Below are 23,647 nucleotides of genomic sequence, written 5' to 3'. Positions count from 1 at the left end.
CTCCCAAGGGGAGCCGGCGCCGCCTGTACAGAGGGGCCGGTTACTTCACTCCCACCGCCCGGATGATCTCCTGGCTCACGGAACCGCCTTGGTCGTCCGTCGCGGACGCCCGCAGCGAGACGAACTCCGCGCCGCGCGGCACGCTCAGCGTTCCCTTCCAGGACGCCTTGGCGCCCGAGAGCGGGACCGCCTTCCAGCTCTTCCCGTCGTCGTACGACACCTCCAGCTTGCCGCCGCCGATGGTCCCGGTGTCCGGCGCGCCCTTCACGTACTCGGCGTAGATGCCGACCGGGACGCGGCTGCCGCCGCGCACATCGCCCGCGAGGTCGGTGTCGATGTCGTATCCGAGGTTGAGGAGCGGCAGGAAGGTGAAGTGGTCCTCGGGTGTGGCCGCCGACTTGAAGGTCCACTCGGAGTGGCCCTTCGTGGACAGTTTCCAGCCGTCGGGGTCGAGCGTGGTGTCCGTGACGACCTTGTAGGTGTGCTCGTCGGCGGGGGCGTCCCAGATGTACGCGCCGGAGCTCATCCGCCGGTCGACCAGGGAGCCGTCCTGGTAGACCTCGGTGAACTGGGTCATCCCGTTCTCCTCGCTCCACACGTCGCCGAAGCCGGTGTGGTCGGGCCCGGAGTCGCCCCAGCCGGGGGTGTTGAACTGCATCTGGTTGCCCGCGCGTTGCTGCCCCCAGCCGAGGCCGGTGCCGAGCCAGGGATGCCAGACGGGCTTGAACCAGTTGCGTGTGGTGTGCGTGCCGCCCTGGTAGGTGATCAGTCCGCTGCGCTCCTCCAGCGCGCTCGCCCCCAGGTCCACGGACTCGTGCCACAACTGCCCGGCGCTCGTGGAGACATAGTCGGTCCGCTCGGCCGGGTAGTCGATCCGCTCCTTGAAGCCGATGCCGATGGGGAAGGCGTCGGTGATCGAGTACCGGAACTCGCCGCCCGAAGCGGGCTTCACCGCGTGGAACCTGGTGTCCACCACGGCGAGTTCACGGTCGCTGGGCTCATAGGTGAGACTCCCCTTCGGGACGGCGCCCTGGTGGCCCTGCGAAAGGTCGTACACGTACGGCGTGTTGCGCGTGCCGGTCATGTCGACGGAGCGAGCCGCCCGCAGCCGTGCCGCGTCCGCCGCGTTGACCGTGGCGACCTGGAGCGGCCGGTCCCCGTACTCGTCGGTGCCGAACCAGGTGTTGAGCCGCCCGGCCGTGTCGTCGGTGACGAACAGGGCCTTGGCTCCCGCGTCCTGGGCGGCCTGGGCGAGGGCGGTGGGCTCGACGCCGTCGGTGAGGCGCGCGAGGACCGCCTTGCCCTTGACCCCGGTCATGGCACCGCCGGTGAAGGTTCCGGCATCGACCAGCGGCAGCTTGCTGTGCCCCTCGGTCAGTGTGCTGCCGGGCTGCACGACGGCCTCGCCGACGCCCTTGACCTCCAGCACCGGCTTCCCGAGCCGCCACACGGTCCGGTACTCGAAGCTGCCCTTCGTGACCTTCGCCGTCGGTGCGGCGAAGACACTGTCGTACTTGATGGGTACCTGCACGGCGCCGAACTGGTCCGAGCCGCCCCCGTTCCGGTCGAACTCCATGAGCAGCTGCCGGGTCTCGGTGCGCCGGTCGACCTTCGCCTTGATCTCCCTCAACTTGCGGCCGTCCAGGGTGACTTCCTGGTCGTGGTCGAGGGTGATCTCGGGGGCCGCGAGGAAGCCGAGGCCGAGCGAGTCCGCGCCGTGGCTGCCGTGCACGTCGAGGAAGGACGTCAGGCTGTACGTTCCCGGCTTCAGCCGGAGCTTCAGGGTGCCGGAGTCGTCGACGTAGGCCGAGGACGGGTCGGTGTCGGCCGCGAGCTGCTGCACCGCGAGGTAGGCCGCGGTCGGCTCGCCCGCACGGTCCTTGACGCGGACGGTGAGCGTGTACCGCTCCTCCTCCTTGACCAGCCCGAACACGGTGTGCGCGACGGGCGTGCCGCCCGCGGAGGCGACGATCTGGCCGGAGGTGTCGCCCACGGGTGCCTTGGAGCCGTCGCCCGTCACCGTGGTGGACGCCGTCCCGTGCGCGGGCACGGTGAGCGTGGAGTCGGCGAGGGTGGCGACACCGTCGGCGGCGCCCTGCACGGCGAGGCTCAACTCGATGTCGGAGTCTGAGGAGTTGGTGTAGGTCAGCGTCTTCGTGACGGGCTTGTTGTCCTCGTACGGCCAGCCGTAGAAGCCGAGGTCGGCGCTGCCGGTGGCGGTGACCGGCGTGCCGATGGCGTCCGGGACGCTCACGCGGCCCGAGCCCAGCACGTAGGCGGAGGCGTCGAGCTGCTTCGACGTGGACATCAGCGCGTCCTTGAGCTGGGCGCCGGTCCAGTCAGGGTGCTTCTCCGCGAGCAGCGCGGCCACGCCCGCGACGTGCGGTGTCGCCATCGACGTACCGCTCATGGAGGTGTAGTAGCCGCTGCCGCTCACGAGTTGGGAGCGGGCGGCGAGGATGTCGACGCCGGGGGCGGAGACGTCGGGCTTGAGGGCGTTGTCTCCGTAGCGCGGTCCGGCGCTGGTGAAGTAGGCGGCCTCGTCGGCGGAGTCGACCGCGCCGACGGTCAGCGCGGAGTCGGCGGCGCCGGGCGAGCCGATGGAGGAGGGGGCACCGGTGTTCCCGGCGGCGATGACGAAGAGGGCGCCGGTCTCCTTGGAGAGGGTGTTGACCGCCTCGGCCATCGGGTCGGTGCCGTCGCTGGGCTCGGTCGAGCCGAGGCTCATGGAGATCACCTTGGCGTGCACGTCGCGTGCGGCCCACTCCATACCGGCGATGATCTGCGAGTCGCTGCCCGAGCCCTGGTCGCTGAGCACCTTGCCGACGGCGAGGGTGGCGCCGGGCGCGACCCCCTTCTCCGTACCGTCGGAGGCCGCGCCGCTGCCGCCGACGGTCGACGTGACGTGCGTGCCATGGCCGTTGCGGTCGGCGACCTCCTGCCCGTCGATGAAGCTCTTGGTGACCGAGACCCTGTCGGCCAGGTCGGGGTGGCTGGTGTCGACGCCCGTGTCGAGGACGGCGACGGTCACGCCCTTGCCGGTGAGCCCGGCCTCCCAGGCCCTCGGCGTGCCGATCTGCGCGTTGCTCTCGGCCATGTCGGCCTTGACGCGCCCGTCGAGCCAGACCTTGCCGATGCCCTCCTGGCGGGTCATGGACCGCCAGAACGTCCGCCCCTTGTCCGCGTCGACGGCGGCGCCCCGGATGCTCGGCAGCGCGCGCGTCTTCTCGGCGCCGCGCGGAGTGGCCGTGCCCGCCTTCTTCTCGTACGTCACGATCAGCGGCAGCTCGTCCGTCTTCTGGTCGGTGAGCCCCTGCCGTATCAGCTCGCTCACGTCGAACAGCCGCCGGTCGAGGGTGCCCGCCCGCAGATACGGCAGCGCCTCGTCCGGTACGACGGTGACGGTGCCGTTGGTCACCTGCGTGCGCACCGCGCCGGTGGCTCCCTTCGGGCGCTCGACGGTGACCGTCTTCTTGCCGCCGCCGAGGTCGGTGACGGTCACCTTGTCGCCGGTGACGAGGGTGACGGTGCGGGTGGCGGAGGCGGCTCGCGTCGGCGCCGGCGCGGGGGTACTGGTCTGTCCCGCCTGCGCCTGCCCGGTCGGCAGCACGGCGAGCACGAGTCCGGCCGACAACAGCGCCGCTCCGCGTCTCGCTGATCCTCTGGTCATGCGTGCCCTCTCCTGGTCGGCGGTGCGCGCCGGGCGGGGGTGGTGCCCGGGTGCTGCGACGAGTGTCGGGGGGCTTGTGTTGCACGGGTGTTGACGGGACCTGGCGGGAAGGCGCCCTGGCGGCTTCCCGCCAGGACAGGCGGGTACGAGCCGCAGAAACCGGGACAGCCCCAAGCACCGTCCGTAACAATGAGGTTGGCCCAGGGTCACGGACGACGGGGGGATGCGGAAGCCATGGATGGACTGCTGGAGTTCAAGACCGACGACGGGGCGGTGGTCGTCGTCGAGGCCGCCGAGGACGAGGGCGGCCCCGGCTCCCGGCTGGTCTCCCGGCACGACGGCACGGTCCAGGCGAGCCGTACCTTCGAGGGCTCACTGGAGGGCGTACGCGCCGCCGCGGAGTCGGCGCTCAGGGTGTTCCGCGACGGAAGCCTGCGTCCCGACTCCGTGGAGATCGAGTTCGGGGTCAAACTCACCGCGGAGGCGGGCGCGTTGATCGCCAAGAGCTCGATGGAGGGCCATCTGGTGGTCAAGCTCTCCTGGTCGCCCGAACGGTCATGACCAGCGCCTCGTGGCACGCCAGGATCAGCTGCGGACGGGAGACCGGCGCGGGGTTCCTCGTCACCGAGCGGCATGTGCTGACCTGCGCGCATGTGGTCGCCCGCAGCGGTACGGACGAGGTGGGCGTCTCCTTCGCGCAGGAGCGCGGGGCGATTCCCGCGAAGGTCGTCGCGCACGGCGGCTGGGACGGGCACGACACCGACCCCGGCGACGTCGCCGTACTCGAACTCGACCGTGCCGTGTCCATCAAACCCGCGTCGTTCGCGGCGCCCTCGGACGCGTACGGGGACCCGCCGCGCAGACTTCTGGCGTACGGGTTCCCCAAGCGGTTCGAGGAGGGCACGCTCGCCGAATACCGGGCGACGGCGGACCAGTTGATCGCGGACGAGTGGGTCCAGCTGGAGGCGTGGGCGGCGCACGGGCAGCCGCTGGTGCCCGGTTTCAGCGGTGCCGCCGTGACCCTCGCGGACACCGGCCGGGTGGTGGGCATGGTCTCGGCCGCCGCCCGGGACCCCGGGATCCGCAACGGCCGGATGCTGCCCGCGCACGTCATGGCCCGCTACTGGCCACGCCTCGGCGAGCTGATACCGACACCGGAGTACGGGCGCACGGACAAGGAGCGGTTGAGGGAGCTGGTGGAGGGGCGCGGCCCGGAGTTCGCGGACCGCCCGGAGTGCGGCCCCGAGCGGCTCTACCGCGATGCCGTGGGCCCGTTCGGGCCGCCGCTGCCTTCGCGGCGGTTCGGGTCGCTGTGGGACGCGGCCTGGTATCTGCTCTCCGAGGTGCCGGACACGGGCGCGGTCGCCCGGTTCGCCGCGCGGCTCGCCGACTTCACCGAGGACGCGCCAACCCGGGGCGCACTGCGGGCCTGGCCGTCCCGGCCGCACGACCGCCGCCCCCAGGCGCCGGTGCACCGGCCCGAGGCGGCGGCAGGGGCGGGGGCACGGCAGTCCTGGTCGCCGATCCTCGTCGAGATCGCGCCCAGCGGGTCGGGCGACCACCAGTTCCTCGTGGAGGTGTCCGCGTACAACGGCCGGCACCGCCGGGTGGTCGGCTCGCGCGCCCTGCCCGCCGACCGCGTCCGCGGTTACGCCCTGGAGCGCATCGACGAGGCGTACCACGAACTGGAGCCGGGAGCCCGGGAGTTGATTGCCTTCGTACTGCCGCGCCGCTGGCTCAACACCGACGTCGCGCACTGGCAGCGCAGCGCCGACGACCAGAGCCCGCTCGGCTCCTTCGCACCGCTCGTCGTGATGGACCTGGAGCGGCGGCGCAGCGGCGGCCTTCAGCACAAGCTGCTGCAGAAGTGGCAGCGGCTCGACGCGCAGCCCACGGCACGTCTGCACCGCATCGGCTGCGGGGCCGTCGGACAGGACCCGGTGCGGCTGACCATCGGGCTGCGGCGCGGCGCCGACATGGTGGGCTTCGCCTCCCCGCCGCGCGCGGGCGGCACCCGGCGGCTGTTCCAGGCGAGCCTGAACGCCGCGATGCCGGTGATGCTCTGGCCGCGCACCGGCTGCCGCGGCGACCACCACGACGGCGCGCACGGGGACTGCGCGGGTGCCGCGTTCCTGGACCATCTGGCCGAACACCTGGCGGGCCTGCCGCCGGGCGAACTCCCGTCCCACATCCATGAGTTGCGCGAGACGGCATACGCCTCGGAGGCCCCGGAACCGCACTGGGCGTACGACCTCGCGCTGCTCTGGGAAGACCCCAGATGTCTGCCCGACCCCGTCGGCTATCTGCACTCGCCGGTCGGCTGAGCACCACCCGACCGTCACCCGACCGGCGGAAGCCCCCTGAAGGCCGGTCGGCCGTCCGGCACGCAACGAGGAGAGACCATGTCCCTGTGGCCCGTCTACACGGGTGGGAGCGAGCCCCACGACGGCATCGCGAAGCTTCCCGCGCCGCCGCCGTGGCGCGACTTCGACGGCGGCCCCGAGCTGGACACTCCCGCCGAGGACGACGACACCTCGGCCGCGTCCCCGGACCGCAGACACCGCGCCCGCACCTATCGCGCCACGGACCGCGCGGTCCAACTCGTCAACGCGGCCCTGTACTTGCGCCGACCGCTGCTGGTGACAGGCCCTCCTGGCAGCGGCAAGTCCTCGCTCGCGTACGCGGTGGCGAGGGAGTTGAAGCTCGGCCCGGTCCTGCGCTGGAACATCACCAGCCGCACCACGCTCCACGACGGCCTCTACCAGTACGACCCGCTGTCCCGTCTGTACGACGCCGGTCGCGCCGCCGCGCGTGAACTCCCCGCGGACAGCGAGCTCCAGGACCATCTGCGTCTCGGCCCGCTGGGCACCTCCCTCCTCCCCTACCGCCGCCCCCGCGCGCTCCTCATCGACGAGATCGACAAAGGCGACCTCGACCTGCCGAACGATCTGCTGAACATCCTGGAGGAGGGCGAGTACGAGATCCCCGAGCTGGTCCGCGCCGCCCGGCACACACCCGGCGCCGAGGTGATGATCGCCGGCACGGACGACCGCGTGACCGTCTCCCGGGGCCGGGTCCGCTGCCGCGCGTTCCCCTTCGTCGTCCTCACCAGCAACGGCGAGCGCGAGTTCCCGCCCGCCTTCCTGCGCCGCTGCGTCCGCCTCGAACTCCATCAGCCGCGCGACGCCCACCTCGAAAGCATAGTCCGCGCCCACCTCGGCGAGCCCGACGCCTACGCCCGCGACCTCATCACCCGCTTCCTCTCCCGCGGCACGGGCGGCGAACTCGCCACGGACCAGCTTCTCAACGCCATCTACCTGACGGGGGTGGCGGGCATCGACACGGCGTCGCGGGACGACCTGGCGAAGCAGCTGATGCCGTATCTGAGCCGGACCCAGGACGACGATGAGTTCTGAGGGGGAGGGCGGCTCGCACCATGGCCGGGGCGGGGGCGGTGGTGCGCTTCCGCCCTGGGCGCCCGTGGCCGGCGGGCCCGCCGCGCTCGCCGAGCTGCTGGGTCAGGTGACCGGCGGAGAGGCACCGACCTCCGTCGAGCTGGCGGAGTTGTTGTGGCTCGCGGGACACATCGCGGCGCCGCCGGAGGAGACCGGCGCGGACCCCCGGGCCGACGAGGACGCCACCCCGGCCCGGCGGCCACCGGCAGAGGCATCCCCGCAGCCGGACACACCGGTTCAGGCGCCGCAGGACGGCCCCGCCGAGGCCCCGCACCGCCCCGACGAGCGCGTGCCCCTGCGGCTGCCCGACTCCGGCACCGGCACCGGCACCGGCGATGGGGATAGGGATGGGGATAGGAATGACGCTTCCGGCGACCGGAGGAGTGGCCCGTACACCACCCTCCTCGCGCCCGCTCCCCCGATGCTGCCCCACCCCCTCGCGCTCCAGCGCACCCTGCGTCCCCTCAAGCGGCGGGTGCCCGCGCCCGTCGGGCAGGAGCTCGACGAGGAGGCGACCGCGCACCGGATCGCACGGCTGGGCGCGGCACCGCGCTGGTGGGTGCCCGTGCTGCGGCCCGCCACCGAACGCTGGCTGACCCTGCACCTGGTGTACGACGCCGGGCCGACCATGCCCGTCTGGCGCCCGCTCGTCCGTGAACTGCACACCGCGCTCGCCCAGTCGGGCGTCTTCCGCACGGTGGAGCTGCACCGGCTGACCGTCGACGGGAGGGTACGGCGCCCCGGCTCGCAGGAGTCGTACGCGGACGGCCGTACGGTCACCCTCCTGGTCAGCGACTGCATGGGCCCGCAGTGGCGGAGCGGCCCGGCGGGCACCCGCTGGTACCGCACGCTGCGGCGCTGGGCGGCCCGGATGCCGGTGGCCGTGCTCCAGCCGCTGCCCGAGCGGCTGTGGCGCACCACGGCCCTGCCGGCGACGACCGCGCGGATCGCCGCGCCGTGGCCCGCGGCGCCCAACTCCACGTACACCGTGGACTCCTACGCCACCGATGACCTTCCGACCCCGGGCAGGCTCCCGCTGCCCGTCCTGGAACCGTCCGCGCCCTGGCTGGCGAACTGGTCGTCCCTGGTCGCGGGATCCTCCCCGCTCCCCGGCTCGGTCGCCCTGCTGGACTTCGCCCCGGCACCCGCCCCGGTGGACGACCTGGGCCGCGGCGACGTCGAGCAGCTCTCCCCCGAGGAGCTCGTCCTCCGTTTCCGTTCCCTCGCCTCCCCGGAGGCCTTCCTCCTCGCCGGTCATCTCGCTGTCGGGCACCCGGTGTTGCCGGTGATGCGACTGGTCCAGGCCGCCATCGAGAGGAACCCGCAGCCCCAGCATCTCGCGGAGGTGATCCTCAGCGGCGTGCTCAGCAGCACCCCGGGCGCCCCCGGCTCGTACGCCTTCCGCCCCGGCGTACGCGAACTCCTCCTGCACACCCTGCCGCGCACCGCCCACAGCCGTACGGCCGAACTCCTCGGCAGGGTGGGCGCGTTGATCGACGCGCGGGCGGGGGTGGCGGCCGGGGAGTTCGCGGTGCTGGCGCCGGGGGGCGGGGAGGTGCTGGGCGGGGGCGAGCCGTTCGCGGCGGTGCGGGAGGAGAGTGTGCGGCGGCTGGGCGGGGGGTCGTCGCCGAAGCATGGCGGGCTCGTACTCGGCAGGTACCGGCTCGTACAGCGGCTGGGCCGGAGCAGGCAGGTGACGCGGGCGGAGGACACGCGAAGCGATCGGACCGTGGCGGTGCACGCGTACGCCTCGGTCGGGCCGGAACATCATCAGGCGTTCCTGGACGACGCCCGGGCGCTTGCCGCCGTCGAGCACCCGAACGTTCTCACCGTGCACGACTTCGGCATCGACGGGGGCATCCCGTATCTCGTCACGGAGTTCGTGGACGGGTTCACCGTGCGGGAACTCACGGCCGAGGGCGGCTTCCGGATGCCCTTCCCGCTGCTCGCCCCTCTGGCGCAACAGGTTGCGGGGGGTCTCAAGGCCGTACACGAACGCGGCATCGCACACGGCCGGCTCACGCCCGGCAGCTGGTTGATAGCAGGCCCGGACGCCACCGTGAAGATCACCAGCTTCGCGCTGGGGACGGCGCGTGATCGCGGCGAGTCGAAGGATCTCCGCGACTTCGGGTACCTGCTGAGGGAGCTGTCCGGGGAACGGAGACCGCTTCTCAGCGAGGTTCCCAGTGCGTTCCGGAGCCTGTTCGACGACGCCATCACCCCCCTCACCTCATCGGACCCGGCGGCCCAGCGCCGGGGCAGGGACCTCTTCCTGACTCCTTCCTTCGACCAGGTCCTGGACTCCATCACGGCGGACCGGTACCTCTACCGCCTGCTCGGCCCGGTGCAGATCCGCGCAGGTGACCGCGTGCTGCCCGACGGCTCCCCCCAGGAGCAGGCCCTGCTCTGCATGCTGCTCCTGCGACCGGGCAGGACGGTGACGTACAAGGAACTGACCCAGGGGATGTGGGCACAGTACCCTCCGGAGCCCCCCGAGCGGCTCCTGTCCTCGTACGCCTCCGGCCTGCGCAAAACCCTGGGTCCCGGAGTCCTGGCCACCACCGCGGGCGGCTACGCCCTGCACGCCGCCGGGGCCGACGTCGACCTGTATCACCACTCAGAGCGCGTCGAGAGGTCGAAGTCCCTCCGGGACGCGGGGGACCCCGTGGCAGCCCGCGACGCCATCCAGGACGCCCTCAATCTCTGGCGCGGTGAACCCCTCGCGGGCGTCCCCGGCCCCTCCGCCCGCGCAGCCCGCGCCCGTCTGCTCCCCCTCCACCAGAGGGTCCGCGCCCTGCGCGCCGAACTCGACCTGGGGCTAGGCGACTTCGAGCGGGCCGCCACCGCCCTCGACGCGCTGCTCCGGGAGGCTCCCGAGCGGGAGGAGTTCCGTCGCCTCCACGCGGTCGCGCTCCAGAAGCGGCAACCCGACCAACCCATCATCATCGTCGAGTACGCCGAACCCGACGTGAACCCCCACACCCACACCCACACCCACAACGTCGTCGGCCGCACCCTGTCCTGGCTGCTCGCCCTGAGCGGCATGGCCCCCAGCGAGTACGCGCTGCTCTCCCGCGACAACGGCTACCTCGTGATCACCGAACCCCATACCTCCGTACTGACCACGCTGAACGCGGTGCTGCGCGAACTCCCGGGCGCGCTCCTCGAATTGGAGGACCCGCCGAGGCTCCGGGTAACGTTCTGGCACACCCCTCAGTTCCCCGGCGCGGACCGCAGGACCACACCACTCGACCTGCTGCCCGCGTTCATCGCCTCCGATGCGGACGTCGTAGTGCTCCTCTCCCCCGTCCTGCTCCAGGAACTGGCGAGCGACGCCAAAGGGGTCGCTCTGGACCGCTTCCTGCCCCTTTACGGCGGAACCCAGGGCTCGACCTCCCCCTGGTACTGCACCCTGGACCTCCCGGAGCGCGTCCCCGAACCCGACCCGGTTCAACGCGACCTGGTGCGCGGCCCGTTCATGATCCGCGACACCTCCCGGATCATCCGTATCCCCGAGCAGGGCCGCACCGCCGTCGTGCACACGGAGCCCGACAACTCGCTGGCCCTCCTCAACCCCAACCGTCCCCTCGGTAAACGCCCTCCCCGCTCCCTCATTACGTACTACGAGGTCGACCTCACCACGCACGGGGTCACGCACCAACTGTTCCTGCCCAGCTCCGGACGGAAGACGTTCGCCGCATCGGTCGAACTGTCCTGGCACGTCGACGACCCGGTCGCCTTCGTCCGCGGCGAGACCGCCGACGTGTCCGGGCTGCTGCTCGACCACCTCGCGGGGGAGGCCGGGCGCATCACCCGCCGCTATCCCCTGGGCAGAGGGGGCGCGGCGCAGCGAGCGGTGCACGAGGGGCTGCGGAGGTGGCCGATCCCGGGACTCGCGGTCGCATGCGCGGTGCGGCTGAGCGTCGGTGTGCCACAGTCACAGGCTCCGTCGCCGGACCCGGCGCGGAACCCGGTGAAGCGCAGGGCGGAGGCGCGGCAGCGGTCGCTGGCCGCCACCTTGGAAGACGCCGAGTACGTACTGCTGGGCTTCGACGGCACGCTGACCCAGCTGTGGAGCGGTGTGGCGCCTGACAGGGTCGCCCACGAGCTCGCCGCCCTCCTCGTGGAACTGCGCAGTCCCGACGAGGCCTTGAGCGGTGCCCCTCTGCTGGCGGACGGCGCGCCCTCGGAGCTCGTGGAGGGATACACCAACCCGCTCGACCTGTTGCACGCCTTCGCACACCACAGGCTCGGGGCCGGTCTGCGTCGGGAACTCGACCGGATCGAATCACAGGCCGCCCCCCTGGCAGAGCCCATCCCTCACTCGGACGCCCTGATCCGCACGCTGGCAGCCACCGGCCAAAGGCCCGCCATCGTGGCGAACACCTCACCGCGCGCCGTCTCGTCCTATCTGGAGACCCGGGGGCTGACGAACGCGGTGACTGGCGGAGTCCACGCACGCGCCGACGACCTCACCCTGCTGATGCCGAACCCCGACTGCCTGCACCGCGCCCTGGACGCGCTCGGCGTCTCCGCCGCGCAGGCCGTGCTCATCGGCTCCACGGTCACCGAGCTGACCGCCGCGAACACCATCGGCCTCCCCTTCATCGGGTCCGCAGACGACGAGCAGACCGAGCAACGCCTGACCCGAGCCGGCTGCGAACACACCGTCAGCTCACTGGAACCGGTGCTCGAAGCAATCCGCACCGCCTAGGACGCCCACAAGTCCACCCATCCAGCCGCACCCCACCCGGCCCCCCACAAAGGGCGCCCCCGCACGGCCGACCGCACGATGCGAGAGAGGACCGCCGCCCGGCGGAGCCCCACGGTCTGCGCTCTCGGGAGGAACTGCCATGTCCGCCAGTCTGGAGCAGCTGCGCCGCTGTCATTTCGCCGTCGATCTGGGCGCGGCGAGGACCCGTGTGTATGTGAAGGGCGCGGGCTTGGTCGTCGATCAGCCGAGCGTCGCGGCGATCAACACGAGGACGGGCGCGCTGATCGCGGTCGGCGAGTTCGCGGAGAAGATGACGGGCCGTACGCCCGACTACATCCGTGTCATGCGGCCGGTGACCGGCGGCTCGGTCGTCGACATCGAGATGGCGCAGCGGATGCTGCGCCAGCTGCTGGGCGACAAGGTCCGCCGCACCCTGCGCCGCAAGCCACGGCTGCGGGCGGCCGCCTGCACCCCGCACGACGCCGACCCGCTGGCGCAGCGCGCCGCGATCGAGACGCTCGTCGGGCTCGGCGCACGGCGGGTCGAACTCGTCGACACGCTCATCGCCGCCGCGGTCGGCTGCGGTCTGCCCGTCGAGCGGCCCGAAGCGACCATGATCATGGTGTGCGGGGCCGCCGCGACCCAGCTCGCCGTGCTGTCACTGGGCTCGATCGTCACCGCCGAGCGCATCCCGGTGGGCGGTGAGGCCGTCGACCACGCGATCGTGCAGCACCTGCGCCACCAGCACGAGCTGATGCTGCCGAGTCAGGCGGTACGCCCCCTGCAGCTCGCCCTCTCCGGGAACGGGCTCACCCCGCACGGCCCGGCGTCGACGGAGATCCACGGGCGGGACGTGGCGACCGGCCTCGCCCGTTCCGTGCAGGTCGACACCGCCGCCGTACGCGATGCCATCCAGACCCCGCTGACCGCCGTACTGGACGGCATCGGCAAGGTGCTGCGCACCTGCCCGCCCGACCTGGTGGCCGACCTCGCGGACCGCGGGATCATGATGGTCGGCGGGAGCGCGCTGCTCCCGGGGCTCGACCAGATGCTGCGGCAGGCGACGGGGATGCCGGTGCACATCGCCGAGCGGCCCGACGTGTGTGCCGTGCAGGGCCTCGGCTACATGCTGGAGGGCAAGATCGAGCCGCTGGCCCTGGACCCGCTGGCGGACTGAACCGCGCTCGCACCAGGGCCGACTTCGAGGGGCCTCGTATGACCGACCCCGTGCCCCGTCTCCCGACGCTTCTGGAAGCTGTCCTCAGCGTCGGTACCGACCTCGAACTGCGGGCCACGCTCCAGCACCTCGTGGACGGCGCCGCCGAGCTGACGGGGGCCCGGTACGCGGCGCTGGGCGTGGTCGATCCGGGGCACGACGGGCTGGTGGAGATCCGTACGGTGGGCCGGCCCGTGACCGAGGCGGGTACCGAGGTCGACGCCGGCGCCGGCAGCAGCCGGGGCGTGGTCGGGCGGTCGGACGAGTTCGTCGGCGTCCCGGTCCGCGTCAACGACGAGATGTTCGGGACCCTGTATGTCGCCGACAAGCGCGCCGGCGTGTTCACCGACGAGGACGAGCAGCTGCTGCGCGTACTGGCCACCCAGGCCGGCATCGCGATCGGCAACGCCCGGCTGTACGAGACCGCCCGGCAGCGCGAGCGCTGGATCGAGGGTGCCGCCGCCGTCACCACCGCGCTGCTGACCGGCGAGAGCGCCGCCGACGCGCTGATGACCGTCGCCGAACGGGCCCGGATCCTCGCCGGCGCCTCGGCGGGCGTCATCCTCCAGCCCACGGCGGAGGGCGGCATGGAGATCGTGACCGCTTCCACGCACGACGACCCCAGGGACATCGTGGGCACCACCATCGCGCCCGGCAGTCCCGTCCTCGAACAACTCCTGGGCGGCGAGCCGGTGTTCGTGGAGGACTCCGCGACCGACCCCCGGATGACGACCCACGTACGCACGCGCTTCGGGCCGAGCATGATGCTTCCGCTCCAGGCGGACGGCCGCCTCATCGGCACGCTCGCCCTGCCCCGCCGGCGCGGCGACCAGCCGTACACCTCCGTGGAACGGCTGCTGGCCACGCAGTTCGCCTCGCAGGCCGCGCTGGCCCTGGTCCTCGCCGACGCCCAGCACGGCCGCGAGCGCCTCGCGGTCTACGAGGACCGCGACCGCATCGCCCGTGACCTGCACGACCTGGTCGTCCAACGGCTCTTCGCCACCGGCATGATGCTCGAATCCACGCAGCGCAGAAGCATGGGCGACGGGTCGGCCCAGGAGGTGCACGCCGTCCTCGGCCGGGCCGTCGACGAGTTGCAGTCCACCATCCAGGAAGTCCGCACGGCCATCTTCGCGTTGCAGCAGCCGCCCGCGGACGCCCCCACCAGCTTCCGCGGCAAGGTGCTGCGCGAGACGGCGGGCGCGGCGGCGGTCCTCGGCTTCCAGCCGTCCACGCGGTTCGCCGGCGCTGTGGAGAGCCGCATCTCGGAGCCCGTGGCCGGTCAGCTGCTGGCGAGCCTGCGCCGTGCGCTGGCCGCCGCGTCGCGCCGCGCCGGGGTGTCCGTCATCGAGGTCACGGTCGACTCGACGGCGTCCCTGCCCGACGGCCGCGCCGGGGTCCGCCTGACGGTTCACGACGACGGCGCCACGGACGACGGCGGCACGGGCACGACGGTCACCTGGCAGTCACCGCTGTGAGCCGCGGGCACCCGCCGAACTGACGTCCCGGATTCACCCGGACAGCGTAACGACCCGCGTTCCGTCGTCTCCCGCATTGCTGTCAACCAAACCTCACATTATTCAGGTGGAATCGGCTGATCCCGCAGGCCATTACTGTTGATCTCATGTAGGGTCCGCCTAAGAAGAAGAGATATCCCCAACCAGACTCGAAAGTCCTCACATGAACCTTTCGGTGACGCCGACGACGCACCAACCAGCCGCCCTCCGGCCCGTGCGCAAGCCGCACACGCCCCTGTCGGCCATCGCCCCGTCTGCCGGACGAGCGGCGGACATCCCCGGAAGGCGTCCGGTCAAGCCGATCACCTTCGACTCGGCGCTCTAGACGACACACTTCACCTTGGGCACACCGGCGGTAGCACGACCGCCGGTGTGCCCAAAGTTGTGCGCCGGAGCCCCCAACTGCCTTGAGTGATCAAGAAGTTCGTGCTACACACCCCCCTCCGGTGCCACTAGCCTTCGGCGGGTGAAACTGCAGCAGCTCGTCCTGAAGATCCACAGCCGGTGCGACCTCGCCTGTGATCACTGTTACGTGTACGAGCATGCCGACCAGAGCTGGAAAGGGCGCCCGACCGTAATTTCCGAAGAAACGCTCGGAATGGTCGCCCGCAGATTCGCGGCATATGCGGAAGCACATGAACTGCCGTCCGTTTCCGTGATCCTTCACGGCGGTGAACCCCTCCTCGTAGGGCCCACCCGGATGAGAAACATTTGTGCGGAACTCACTCGCACCATCACTCCGGTCACCACGCTCGATCTCCGTATTCATACCAATGGCGTCCAGCTGAACTCCCGGCACCTGAATGTTTTCAAGGAATTCGGCGTCAAAGTCAGCGTCTCGCTCGACGGCGACCGTGTGGCCAACGACCGTCACAGGCTCGACCGCAGACGGCGCAGCAGCTACGACCGGGTGCTGCGCGCGATCAGCCTGCTGCGCTCTCCCGAGTACCGGCACCTGTACAGCGGCCTGCTGTGCACCGTGGACATCGCCAATGACCCCCTCGCGGTGCACGACGCCCTCGTGTCGCTCGATCCGCCCAGAATCGACTATCTGCTTCCGCACTCGACCTGGGACAGCCCACCGCACAGACCGCCGGCCTCACCGACCGCGTACGCCGACTGGCTCCTCAGGATCTTCGACCACTGGGACCGGCAGGGGCGCACGGTGTCGGTGCGGACCTTCGACTCGGTCCTCAGCACCCTGCGGGGCGGCCCGAGCCTGACGGAGGCCATGGGGCTCGCCCCCAGCGATCTGGCCGTGGTGGAGACCGACGGCAGCTTCGAGCAGGCGGACTCGCTGAAGACCGCCTACGACGGCGCCGCCGCGACCGGCTACGACGTCTTCCGGCACACCTTCGAGGAGCTCGCACGGCACCCCGGCGTACGCGCCCGCCAGCTGGGCCTGGAGGGTGTCAGCGAGACCTGCCGCCGCTGCCCGGTGGTCGAATCGTGCGGCGGAGGGCTTTACGCGCACCGGTACAGCAGTGAGCGGGCCTTCGACAATCCGTCCGTCTTCTGTGCCGACCTGAGCGTCTTCGTCGAGGGTGTCGCCGAGCGGATCACCGAGCGCGCACTCTCCCCTGTCGTGCACAGCCAGGCCGAACTCTGGTGGGCCCATGGCGAGTTGAACCGGCATCTGCTCGCTGTCGTCGCGGCCCGGCACACCGCGGAGCCGGACTGGGACGACCTGTGGCGGGCCCTCCTGGATCTGGACGGCGCCGCGGACGTCGTGCCCTACGTCGACGACGTTCTCGCTCACCCCTATGTGCACACGGCGCTGAGACACTCCCTCCATCACCCGGCCACCGTCGCACCGCTCGCCGCGGCGGCCGTCGCGGTCGCCGTCCGCGCCCGCGCCGACCTCAAGCTCACCTGGGACCAGACCGCTCCCGAGCTGCACCTTCCCACGCTGGGGACCCTCGCTCTCCCCGAGCCCGGCCGGATCGAGGTCGCGGTGACCGCGGGCCGGCTCCGGGTACGGACCGCCACCGGCGACGAGTGCTCCCCCGAGGGCACCCCCACCGCATGGCATCCTCTGCGCACCGTCCGCCTCCCGGACGACACCCGCTTACTCCTCGACGACGCGGACCCCCTCCGCGACTGCTACCCCGTGCCCGTCGTCCCTCCCCTCACCCCCGGCGACTTCACTTCGTTCACTGAACGGCTGTGTGCGGCCTATGAGTTGATGGACGAGCGGACGCCCGGATGGCGTGACGGCCTCAACGCGCCGCTCGTCACCACGGTCACCCCGCTCGTGGCGGGCTCGGGAGTGCGGCTCGGTGCCCACGGGCTCGGCGCGCTCGGTGTGGCCGTCGACTTCGAACCGGAGGAGTTCGTACGGGAACTGCCGCGCACCGGACGGCTGGCGCGGCTGACCGCGCTGCGGGTGACGGCGGATCTGAATGTGCCGGGCAGCGGGGCCGGGCGGCTGCTGGACGAGGCGAGCCGGGAGCTCGGCAACGCCACGTACTTCGACGGCGGCACCGGCGAGCGCGCCGCCGCGCTGGAGCGGGCGGGCCGCGCCCTGGAGCGGCTGGCCGCCCGTCCCGGGCGTGAACTCACCGAGACGGGCGCGGTGTTGGCCGAGGAGCTGCGAGCCGAGTGGGCGATCCACTGTGGCTGATGATCGCACCCAACTGGCGGACTTGTTCGACCGCGCCCGGCTGGCCGACTTCTTCCGCCGCGCCCAGCCCGCCAACCCGTTCCGACGGACCCCGCCCGCCAACCCCTTCCGTCGCACCCCGCCGGCCGGCCCGTTCGGCCCCACCCGGCCGACCAGCCCTCTCGGCCACACCCGGCCGGCCGGCGCCTTCGACCGCGCTCCCTTGGCCAGCCCTGCCAATCGCCGCCAACTCGTCCGTCTCTTCCGCAAGTTGGGCGTCGTGCGCGGCGGCATCCTCATGGTGCACGCCTCCCTCGGCGGGGCGGGGCTGCGCGACACCGACGTACGGGACGCGCTGCTCGATGTGCTCGGCCCCGACGGCACGCTCGTCGTGCCCACCTTCACGCCCGAGAACTCGTTCACCTCGCGGGCGTACAAGGCGCTCACCCACGGGATGTCCGAGGCGCAGGAGAAGGAGTTCCGGGCGTCGGTGCCTCCGTTCGATCCCGGGATGACCGCCTGCCCGACGATGGGCGTGCTCGCCGAGTGCGTCTGGACCACGCGGGGCGCCGTGCGCAGCGGGCATCCGCACACCTCGCTGGCCGCGCTCGGCCGCCGGGCCGAGGAGCTGCTGGCCGAGCACGATCCGCACTGCCATCTCGGCGAGCGCTCCCCGCTGGCCAAGCTGTACACGGCGGGCGCCCAGGTGCTGCTGTTCCGCGTGGGGTTCGAGGCGTGCAGCGCGTTCCATCTCGCCGAGTACCGGATGCTGCCCACCCCCGCGCAACGGGCGTACCACTGTGTGGTGGACGAGAAGGGCAACTGGACCTCGTACCAGGACATCGAGCTGTACGACGGGGACTTCGAGGCGATCGGGGACCTGCTGCGGCGTGATCTCGTGACGGAACGGGAAATGGCGGGGAAAGCGGTGCTGCTCTTCGGCATGCGGGAAGCGGTCGACCGGGCGGGAGTCCAGATGTCTGGATATCGCCATGGATTGACGTGAAAGAGGCGACCCGTGCGGGCGCCCGGTGGGGAAGATTGTTGGTTCCGGCCAGGTGAACATCCCGTAAGGGCACATCCACAGGCAGGGGGGCACGTGGACATACCTGAACGGGCATCGGACAACCGGCCGTACTTCTTCCTGAGCTACGCCCACACGCCGGCCTGGGGGCCCGGCAACGGCGATCCGGATCACTGGGTGCACGTCCTCTTCACGGACCTGTGCGACCACATCATGGCGCTCACGGATCTCCCCGCGGGCGCGCCCGCCGGTTTCATGGACCGGGAGATGCGCTCGGGTGACGGATGGCCGGAAAAGCTCAGTGAGAATCTCGCTTCATGCCGGGTGTTCGTGCCGCTGTTCTCGCCGCGATACTTCACCAGTGAGAGTTGCGGCCGGGAATGGTTCGCGTTCAACGAACGTATTCTGCGCGCCCGGGCCACCGGTTCCGGTGCCGTGCCCGCCATCGTCCCCGCGCTGTGGACGCATATCGACTACGCCCAACTCCCGGACTCCGTAAGGCATATCCATGTGGATCACGCGCCGTTCGGCGACCGGTACGCGGCCAACGGGATCTACGGTCTGATCAAACTCAACCGGCTGCACGACGAGTACGAGGAGACGGTCCTCGGGCTCGCCCAGCGGATCGTGCGGGTCGCCCAGGAGTCGCCGCTGCCGTCCAGCAGGCCCCGCCCGTACGAGAGCACGCCGAGCGCGTTCAAGCCGCGGGGCGAGGGCCCCCGGCGCATCCATCTGACCGTCGCGGCGCCCACCCGGCACAGCATCCCCGAGCACCGTGACACCCGCCCCTACGGTGAGGACGCCCAGGACTGGAATCCGTACCACTCGGAGTCGACGCGGCCGCTGCCCTCGCTCGCCGAGGAGCTGATCCGGTCCCTCGACTACCGGATCACGGTGTCGTCGTTCGACGACGAGGACACCGGCGAGACCCTGGTGACGGACGACTCCGACAAGGCGGCACCGAGCCACCCCGGGATTCTGCTCATCGACCGGTGGGCGCTGACCGACGAGGAACGGCAGCGCAGACTCAGGGCGTTCGACGCGAACGCCCGCCCCTGGGTCAGTGCGATCGTCCCCTGGAACCGGGCCGACATCCAGTGCCACGGCGAGGAGGGCCGCAAACTGGCGGCCGACCTGGAGCGGACACTGCCGTCGATCCTGGACCGGGGCCGGCGTACCGACTGCCGGGTCGCCGTCAACGGCGTACCCACTCTGAAGGCCTTCACCGACGTCCTTCCGGCCGTCGTCGCGCACGCGACCCGGCAGTACCTCAAGCACGCCGAGGCGCATCCGCCCGCGGGCCCGCCGATCCGCCGGCCCCGTCTGATGGGCCCCACCCACCCGCCGCTCCCCGAAGGCGGATCCGACCACGGAGGAGAAGAAGCATGACGGCCGTGCAGGACGGACGGATCATCACCTTCTACTCGTACAAAGGGGGCACAGGGCGCACCATGGCCCTGGCCAACACAGCGTGGATCCTCGCCGCCAACGGCAAGCGGGTCCTGGCCGTCGACTGGGACCTGGAGGCTCCGGGACTCTTCCGCTTCTTCCACCCCTTCCTCGACCCGAACGCGCTGGCCGCCACCACCGGTGTCATCGACATCATCAACGAGTACGCCTGGGCCGCGACCACCGGAACCCAGCGCTCGGGCGCCTGGCATCTGGACTTCGCGCGCGTCGAGCGGCATGCCATCTCCCTGACGCCGGAACGGCTCGGGCTGCGTTTCCTGGACGGCGGTTCGCTCGACTTCCTCTCCGCCGGACGCCAGGACCGCTCGTACTCCGCGACCGTTTCGTCGTTCGAGTGGGACAACTTCTACGAGCGGCTCGGCGGCGGACTGTTCCTCGACGCGCTGCGCGACGACATGAAGGCGTCGTACGACTACGTCCTCATCGACAGCCGGACCGGGCTGTCCGACAACGCCGACATCTGCACCATGCAGATGCCCGACGTGCTCGTGGACTGCTTCACGCTCAGCGACCAGTCCCTCGACGGCGCGGCGGCCGTGGCCCGCAGCGTCGAGGACGGCTACCGCAAGCGCAAGATCCGGGTGCTGCCCGTGCCGATGCGGATCGACGAGGGCGAGAAGGAGAAGGTCGACGCGGGACGGGCACTGGCCCGGCTGAAGTTCGACGGGCTGCCCAAGGGGCTCGGGGGCGAGGAGCTCGGCGGCGAGGAACTCACCACGTACTGGGGCGCCGTCGAGATCCCGTACCGCCCGTACTACGCGTACGAGGAGACGCTCGCCACCGTCGGCGACGAGAGCGGTATCGCCAACTCGCTGCTGTCCGCCTTCGAGCGGCTCACCGCCGTCATCTCGGACGGCGAGGTCACCACGCTGCCGCCGGTGCCGGAGCCGGTGCGGCTGCGCTGCCGCGACGCGTTCCTGCGGCGGCGGCCGATGACGACGGCCGCCGACGTCGTCATCGTGTACGCGGCGGAGAACCGGATGTGGGCCGACTGGGCCGAGGCGCTGCTCAAGCGGGTCGGCTGCAACGTCGTCCCGCACGACATCTCCACCGGACCCGTCGAGCACCAGGATCCGGCGACGCGCACCCTCGTGCTGCTGTCGAACGCCTTCCGCAAGTCCCGGTACGCCGACGCCGTGTGGCGTGCCCTCATCGAATCCGACATGGACGCGATGGGAGCCGCCGGCGGCACACTGGTCCCGCTGCGGGTCGACGAGGTCCGGCTGCCCGAGTCGTATCTCGACCACAACCCGGTCGTGCTGCACCGGCTCGACGAGTCCCAGTGCATCACCGCGCTGCTCGACGTCCTGGAGCTGCCGGGCCGGCCCGTCGACGGCGGCCCCTCGGGTCCCCGCTTCCCCGGCAGCACCCCGGGCATCTGGAACGCGCCGCAGCGCAACAACACCTTCACCGGCCGCAACGTCATCCTGGACCGGGTCCGCGACCAGCTCGGCGGCGGCATGTCCGTCGTACTGCCGCAGCCGCAGGCTCTGTTCGGGCTCGGCGGCGTCGGTAAGACGCAGGTGGCGCTGGAGTACGTGCACCGGTTCATGGCGGACTACGACCTCGTGTGGTGGATCTCCGCCGAGGACCCCGGCAACGTCGTCTCCTCGCTCGCCGAACTCGCCGCCCGCATAGGGGCGCCCGGCGGCGAGGACATCAACGTGGCCAGCCAGGAAGCCGTGCAGATGCTGGCCCGCGGGGCGCCGACCAAGCGCTGGATCCTGGTCTTCGACAACGCCGACGACCCCAGCCGGCTCACCCGCTACTTCCCGACCGGAGGCGGCGGGCACATCCTCGTCACCTCCCGCAACCAGGCCTGGGCGCAGCAGGGCGCCTCCCTGCCCATCGACGTGTTCCTGCGCGAGGAGAGCGTCGAGCACCTCACCCGGCGCGCCTCGGGACTCACCGCCGAGGAGGCCGACCAGGTGGCGACCGCCGTGGGCGATCTGCCGCTGGCCGTCGAACAGGCGGCGGCCTGGCTCGCCGAGACGGCCACGCCCATCGAGGAGTATCTGCGGCAGCTGGCCGAACAGACCACGGAGGTGCTGGACCTCAACCAGCCCCCCGACTACCCCAAGACGGTGGCCGCGACCTGGAACATCTCCATAGCGCGGCTCAAGGAACGCTCCCCCGCCTCGGTACGCCTGCTGCAACTGTGCGCGTTCCTGGCCGCCGAGCCGATCTCCTCGCATCTGCTCTACAGCAAGGAGATGATCGACGCCCTCAAGCCGTACGACCCCGCCCTCCAGGAGAGTCTGCTGCTCGGCCGGGTCATCCGGGAGATCGGCCGGTTCGCGCTCGCCAAGGTCGACCAGGTCAGCAACAGCATCCAGGTACACCGGCTGGTGCAGGCGGTGATCCGCTCGCAACTGACCGAGGAGGAGCAGCGGCACGCCCGGCATGTCGTGCACACCGTGCTCGCGGGCTGCCGGCCCGACGGTGACGAGCCGATCGACGACCCCGAGACCTGGCCGCGGTTCGCGGTCATCTGGCCGCACCTGAGCGCCTCCGACGCCCGCAACTGCACCGAGGCCGAGACCCGCAGGCTGCTCATCGACCGTGTCCGCTACCTGTGGAAGCGCGGCGAGTTCCCCGGCGCCCAGGCGCTCGCCGAGGACCTCCTCGACCACTGGAAGCCGATCCTCGGCGAGGACGACGTGCAGTATCTGTATCTGCGCTGCCAGCTCGGCAACGTGCTGCGCTCCCAAGGGCGTTACGTGGAGGCCCGGGAGATCAACACCGAGCTGCTGGCACGCCAGAAGCGTGTCCTCGGCCCGTCCCACCCGCACACGTACGTCACCATGTCCGGCCTCGCCAGCGACCTCGCGGCACTCGGCGTGTACGGATCGGCGGTGGAGTTCGCGCGCGAGGCGCACGAGGGCTTCAGCCAGATCTTCCACGAGTCGCACCGCCGCACCCTCAGCGCCGCCAACAACCTCGCGCTCGCCCTGCGCATGGTCGGCCGCTACGGCGAGGCACGCGTCATCGACCAGGACACCTACGACCGGCGCATCGAGGTGCTCGGCCCCGACCACCCCTACACGCTGGCGTCGGCGGCCCGCCTCGGCCGCGACCTCCGCGAGGTGGGCCGGTACGGGGAGTCGGTCTCGCTGCTCTCCCGCGCGTACGACGCCCACAAGCGCATCCTCGGCAAGGAGTTCCCCGGCACACTGAGCTGCGCCAAGTCGCTGGCCGTGTCGCTGCGCAGGGCCGGGCAGTTCGAGGATGCCCGGCGGCTGACTACGGCGACGCGTGCGCAGTACCGGGCGCAGTATCCGACGTCGACCCCGGACTCGCTCGCCTGCGACCTCAACATGGCCGCCGATCTGTTCGCCGCCGACGAGCGGGAGGCGGCGCGCGAGGTCGCCCGCGAGGCGCTGGCGGAGTACATGAAGGTCCCGGGCGAGGCCCACCCCTACACCCAGGCCGCGCTCAACAACCTCGGGATCTTCCACTGGGGCTGCGGCGACACCGAGGAGGCGGAGACGGTGTTCCGCCAAGTCCTGCGCCGCATGGGCGAGGTACTCGGCGAACAGCACCCGCACACTCTCTTCACCGGCATCAACTACGCCAATGTCCTCGCCGATCAGGGCCGTCTCGCCGAGGCCCGGCAACTGGAGGAGAACGCCGTGGTCACGCTCCGAACGGTGCTGGGAGCGCACCATCCCGAGACGCTGGCCATCGTCACCAACTCGGCGTTGACGCTGGCCGCGTTGGGGCGCAAGGACGAGGCCCGTCGTCTGCGCGACGAGGCGTTGTCCGAGTTGCGGGCGCTGCTGGGGGACGACAACGGGATGACGCGTGTGGCGGCGGACGAGCGGCGCATCTACCGCGACCTGGAGCCGCTGGCGGTGTGACCCTGGGGGTTGTGTGTCGGGTGCGGGTGGGTGGGGGTGCGCTTAAAAGATTGCGCAGTTCCCCGCGCCCCTTAAGGGGCGCGGGGAACTGCGCGACCAGCCCCCACCCACCCGCAGCC

General features: G+C 71.4%; 12 protein-coding genes. 11 read left to right on the top strand and 1 reads right to left on the bottom strand.

Annotated elements, in window-relative coordinates; all coding sequences use genetic code 11:
- Nucleotides 1-40 precede the first annotated feature (40 nt).
- On the bottom strand, nt 41-3,670 hold the full coding sequence (locus OIC96_RS32890; protein WP_330304374.1) for a S8 family serine peptidase: 3,630 nt from the start codon (nt 3,668-3,670) through the stop codon (nt 41-43).
- Between the two features lie 234 nt (nt 3,671-3,904).
- Here OIC96_RS32890 and OIC96_RS32885 point away from each other — a divergent pair, with 234 nt between their 5' ends.
- The 11 genes from OIC96_RS32885 (at nt 3,905) to fxsT (ending at nt 23,528) form a co-directional block, all read left to right on the top strand.
- Nucleotides 3,905-4,231: a CU044_2847 family protein gene (locus tag OIC96_RS32885; protein WP_330304375.1), complete on the top strand. Its 327-nt coding sequence runs from the start codon at nt 3,905-3,907 to the stop codon at nt 4,229-4,231.
- Nucleotides 4,228-5,994, top strand: a complete 1,767-nt coding sequence (locus OIC96_RS32880) for a VMAP-C domain-containing protein (protein WP_330304376.1) — start codon at nt 4,228-4,230, stop codon at nt 5,992-5,994. The genes OIC96_RS32885 and OIC96_RS32880 overlap by 4 nt, the downstream gene beginning before the upstream one ends.
- Nucleotides 5,995-6,072: 78 nt before the next feature.
- Nucleotides 6,073-7,086 carry an AAA family ATPase gene (locus OIC96_RS32875; protein ID WP_330304377.1) on the top strand — a complete coding sequence of 338 codons (1,014 nt, stop codon included), beginning with the start codon at nt 6,073-6,075 and terminating at the stop codon, nt 7,084-7,086.
- Nucleotides 7,076-11,839: an SAV_2336 N-terminal domain-related protein gene (locus OIC96_RS32870; RefSeq protein ID WP_330304378.1), complete on the top strand. Its 4,764-nt coding sequence runs from the start codon at nt 7,076-7,078 to the stop codon at nt 11,837-11,839. Before OIC96_RS32875 ends, OIC96_RS32870 begins: the two co-directional genes overlap by 11 nt.
- A gap of 139 nt (nt 11,840-11,978) precedes the next feature.
- Complete coding sequence (locus OIC96_RS32865; RefSeq protein ID WP_330304379.1) at nt 11,979-13,016, top strand: rod shape-determining protein; 1,038 nt, start codon at nt 11,979-11,981, stop codon at nt 13,014-13,016.
- Between the two features lie 38 nt (nt 13,017-13,054).
- Nucleotides 13,055-14,533, top strand: a complete 1,479-nt coding sequence (locus OIC96_RS32860; protein WP_330304380.1) for a sensor histidine kinase — start codon at nt 13,055-13,057, stop codon at nt 14,531-14,533.
- A gap of 202 nt (nt 14,534-14,735) precedes the next feature.
- Nucleotides 14,736-14,897, top strand: a complete 162-nt coding sequence (locus OIC96_RS32855) for a hypothetical protein (protein ID WP_330304381.1) — start codon at nt 14,736-14,738, stop codon at nt 14,895-14,897.
- 141 nt (nt 14,898-15,038) lie between these two features.
- Entirely contained in the window at nt 15,039-17,195 is a 2,157-nt protein-coding gene (fxsBH, locus tag OIC96_RS32850; RefSeq protein WP_330304382.1) for a radical SAM/SPASM protein FxsBH, inactivated beta-hydroxylase extension form, read from the top strand.
- Complete coding sequence (locus OIC96_RS32845) at nt 17,188-18,180, top strand: AAC(3) family N-acetyltransferase (protein ID WP_330304383.1); 993 nt, start codon at nt 17,188-17,190, stop codon at nt 18,178-18,180. Before fxsBH ends, OIC96_RS32845 begins: the two co-directional genes overlap by 8 nt.
- A gap of 93 nt (nt 18,181-18,273) precedes the next feature.
- Nucleotides 18,274-19,587: a TIR-like protein FxsC gene (locus OIC96_RS32840; RefSeq protein ID WP_330304384.1), complete on the top strand. Its 1,314-nt coding sequence runs from the start codon at nt 18,274-18,276 to the stop codon at nt 19,585-19,587.
- Entirely contained in the window at nt 19,584-23,528 is a 3,945-nt protein-coding gene (gene fxsT / locus OIC96_RS32835) for an FxSxx-COOH system tetratricopeptide repeat protein (protein WP_330304385.1), read from the top strand. Before OIC96_RS32840 ends, fxsT begins: the two co-directional genes overlap by 4 nt.
- Nucleotides 23,529-23,647 lie beyond the last annotated feature (119 nt).

The sequence above is a fragment of the Streptomyces sp. NBC_00775 genome (assembly GCF_036347135.1).
GTDB lineage: Bacteria > Actinomycetota > Actinomycetes > Streptomycetales > Streptomycetaceae > Streptomyces > Streptomyces lutosisoli.
This window is presented reverse-complemented; position numbering and strand designations above follow the sequence as displayed.

What these genes read in the sequence shown, in the direction of transcription:
- OIC96_RS32890 (WP_330304374.1), bottom strand. Translation starts at nt 3,670, where the DNA reads ATGACCAGAGGATCAGCGAGACGCGGAGCGGCGCTGTTGTCGGCCGGA.
- OIC96_RS32885 (WP_330304375.1), top strand. Translation starts at nt 3,905, where the DNA reads ATGGATGGACTGCTGGAGTTCAAGACCGACGACGGGGCGGTGGTCGTC.
- OIC96_RS32880 (WP_330304376.1), top strand. Translation starts at nt 4,228, where the DNA reads ATGACCAGCGCCTCGTGGCACGCCAGGATCAGCTGCGGACGGGAGACC.
- OIC96_RS32875 (WP_330304377.1), top strand. Translation starts at nt 6,073, where the DNA reads ATGTCCCTGTGGCCCGTCTACACGGGTGGGAGCGAGCCCCACGACGGC.
- OIC96_RS32870 (WP_330304378.1), top strand. Translation starts at nt 7,076, where the DNA reads ATGAGTTCTGAGGGGGAGGGCGGCTCGCACCATGGCCGGGGCGGGGGC.
- OIC96_RS32865 (WP_330304379.1), top strand. Translation starts at nt 11,979, where the DNA reads ATGTCCGCCAGTCTGGAGCAGCTGCGCCGCTGTCATTTCGCCGTCGAT.
- OIC96_RS32860 (WP_330304380.1), top strand. Translation starts at nt 13,055, where the DNA reads ATGACCGACCCCGTGCCCCGTCTCCCGACGCTTCTGGAAGCTGTCCTC.
- OIC96_RS32855 (WP_330304381.1), top strand. Translation starts at nt 14,736, where the DNA reads ATGAACCTTTCGGTGACGCCGACGACGCACCAACCAGCCGCCCTCCGG.
- fxsT (WP_330304385.1), top strand. Translation starts at nt 19,584, where the DNA reads ATGACGGCCGTGCAGGACGGACGGATCATCACCTTCTACTCGTACAAA.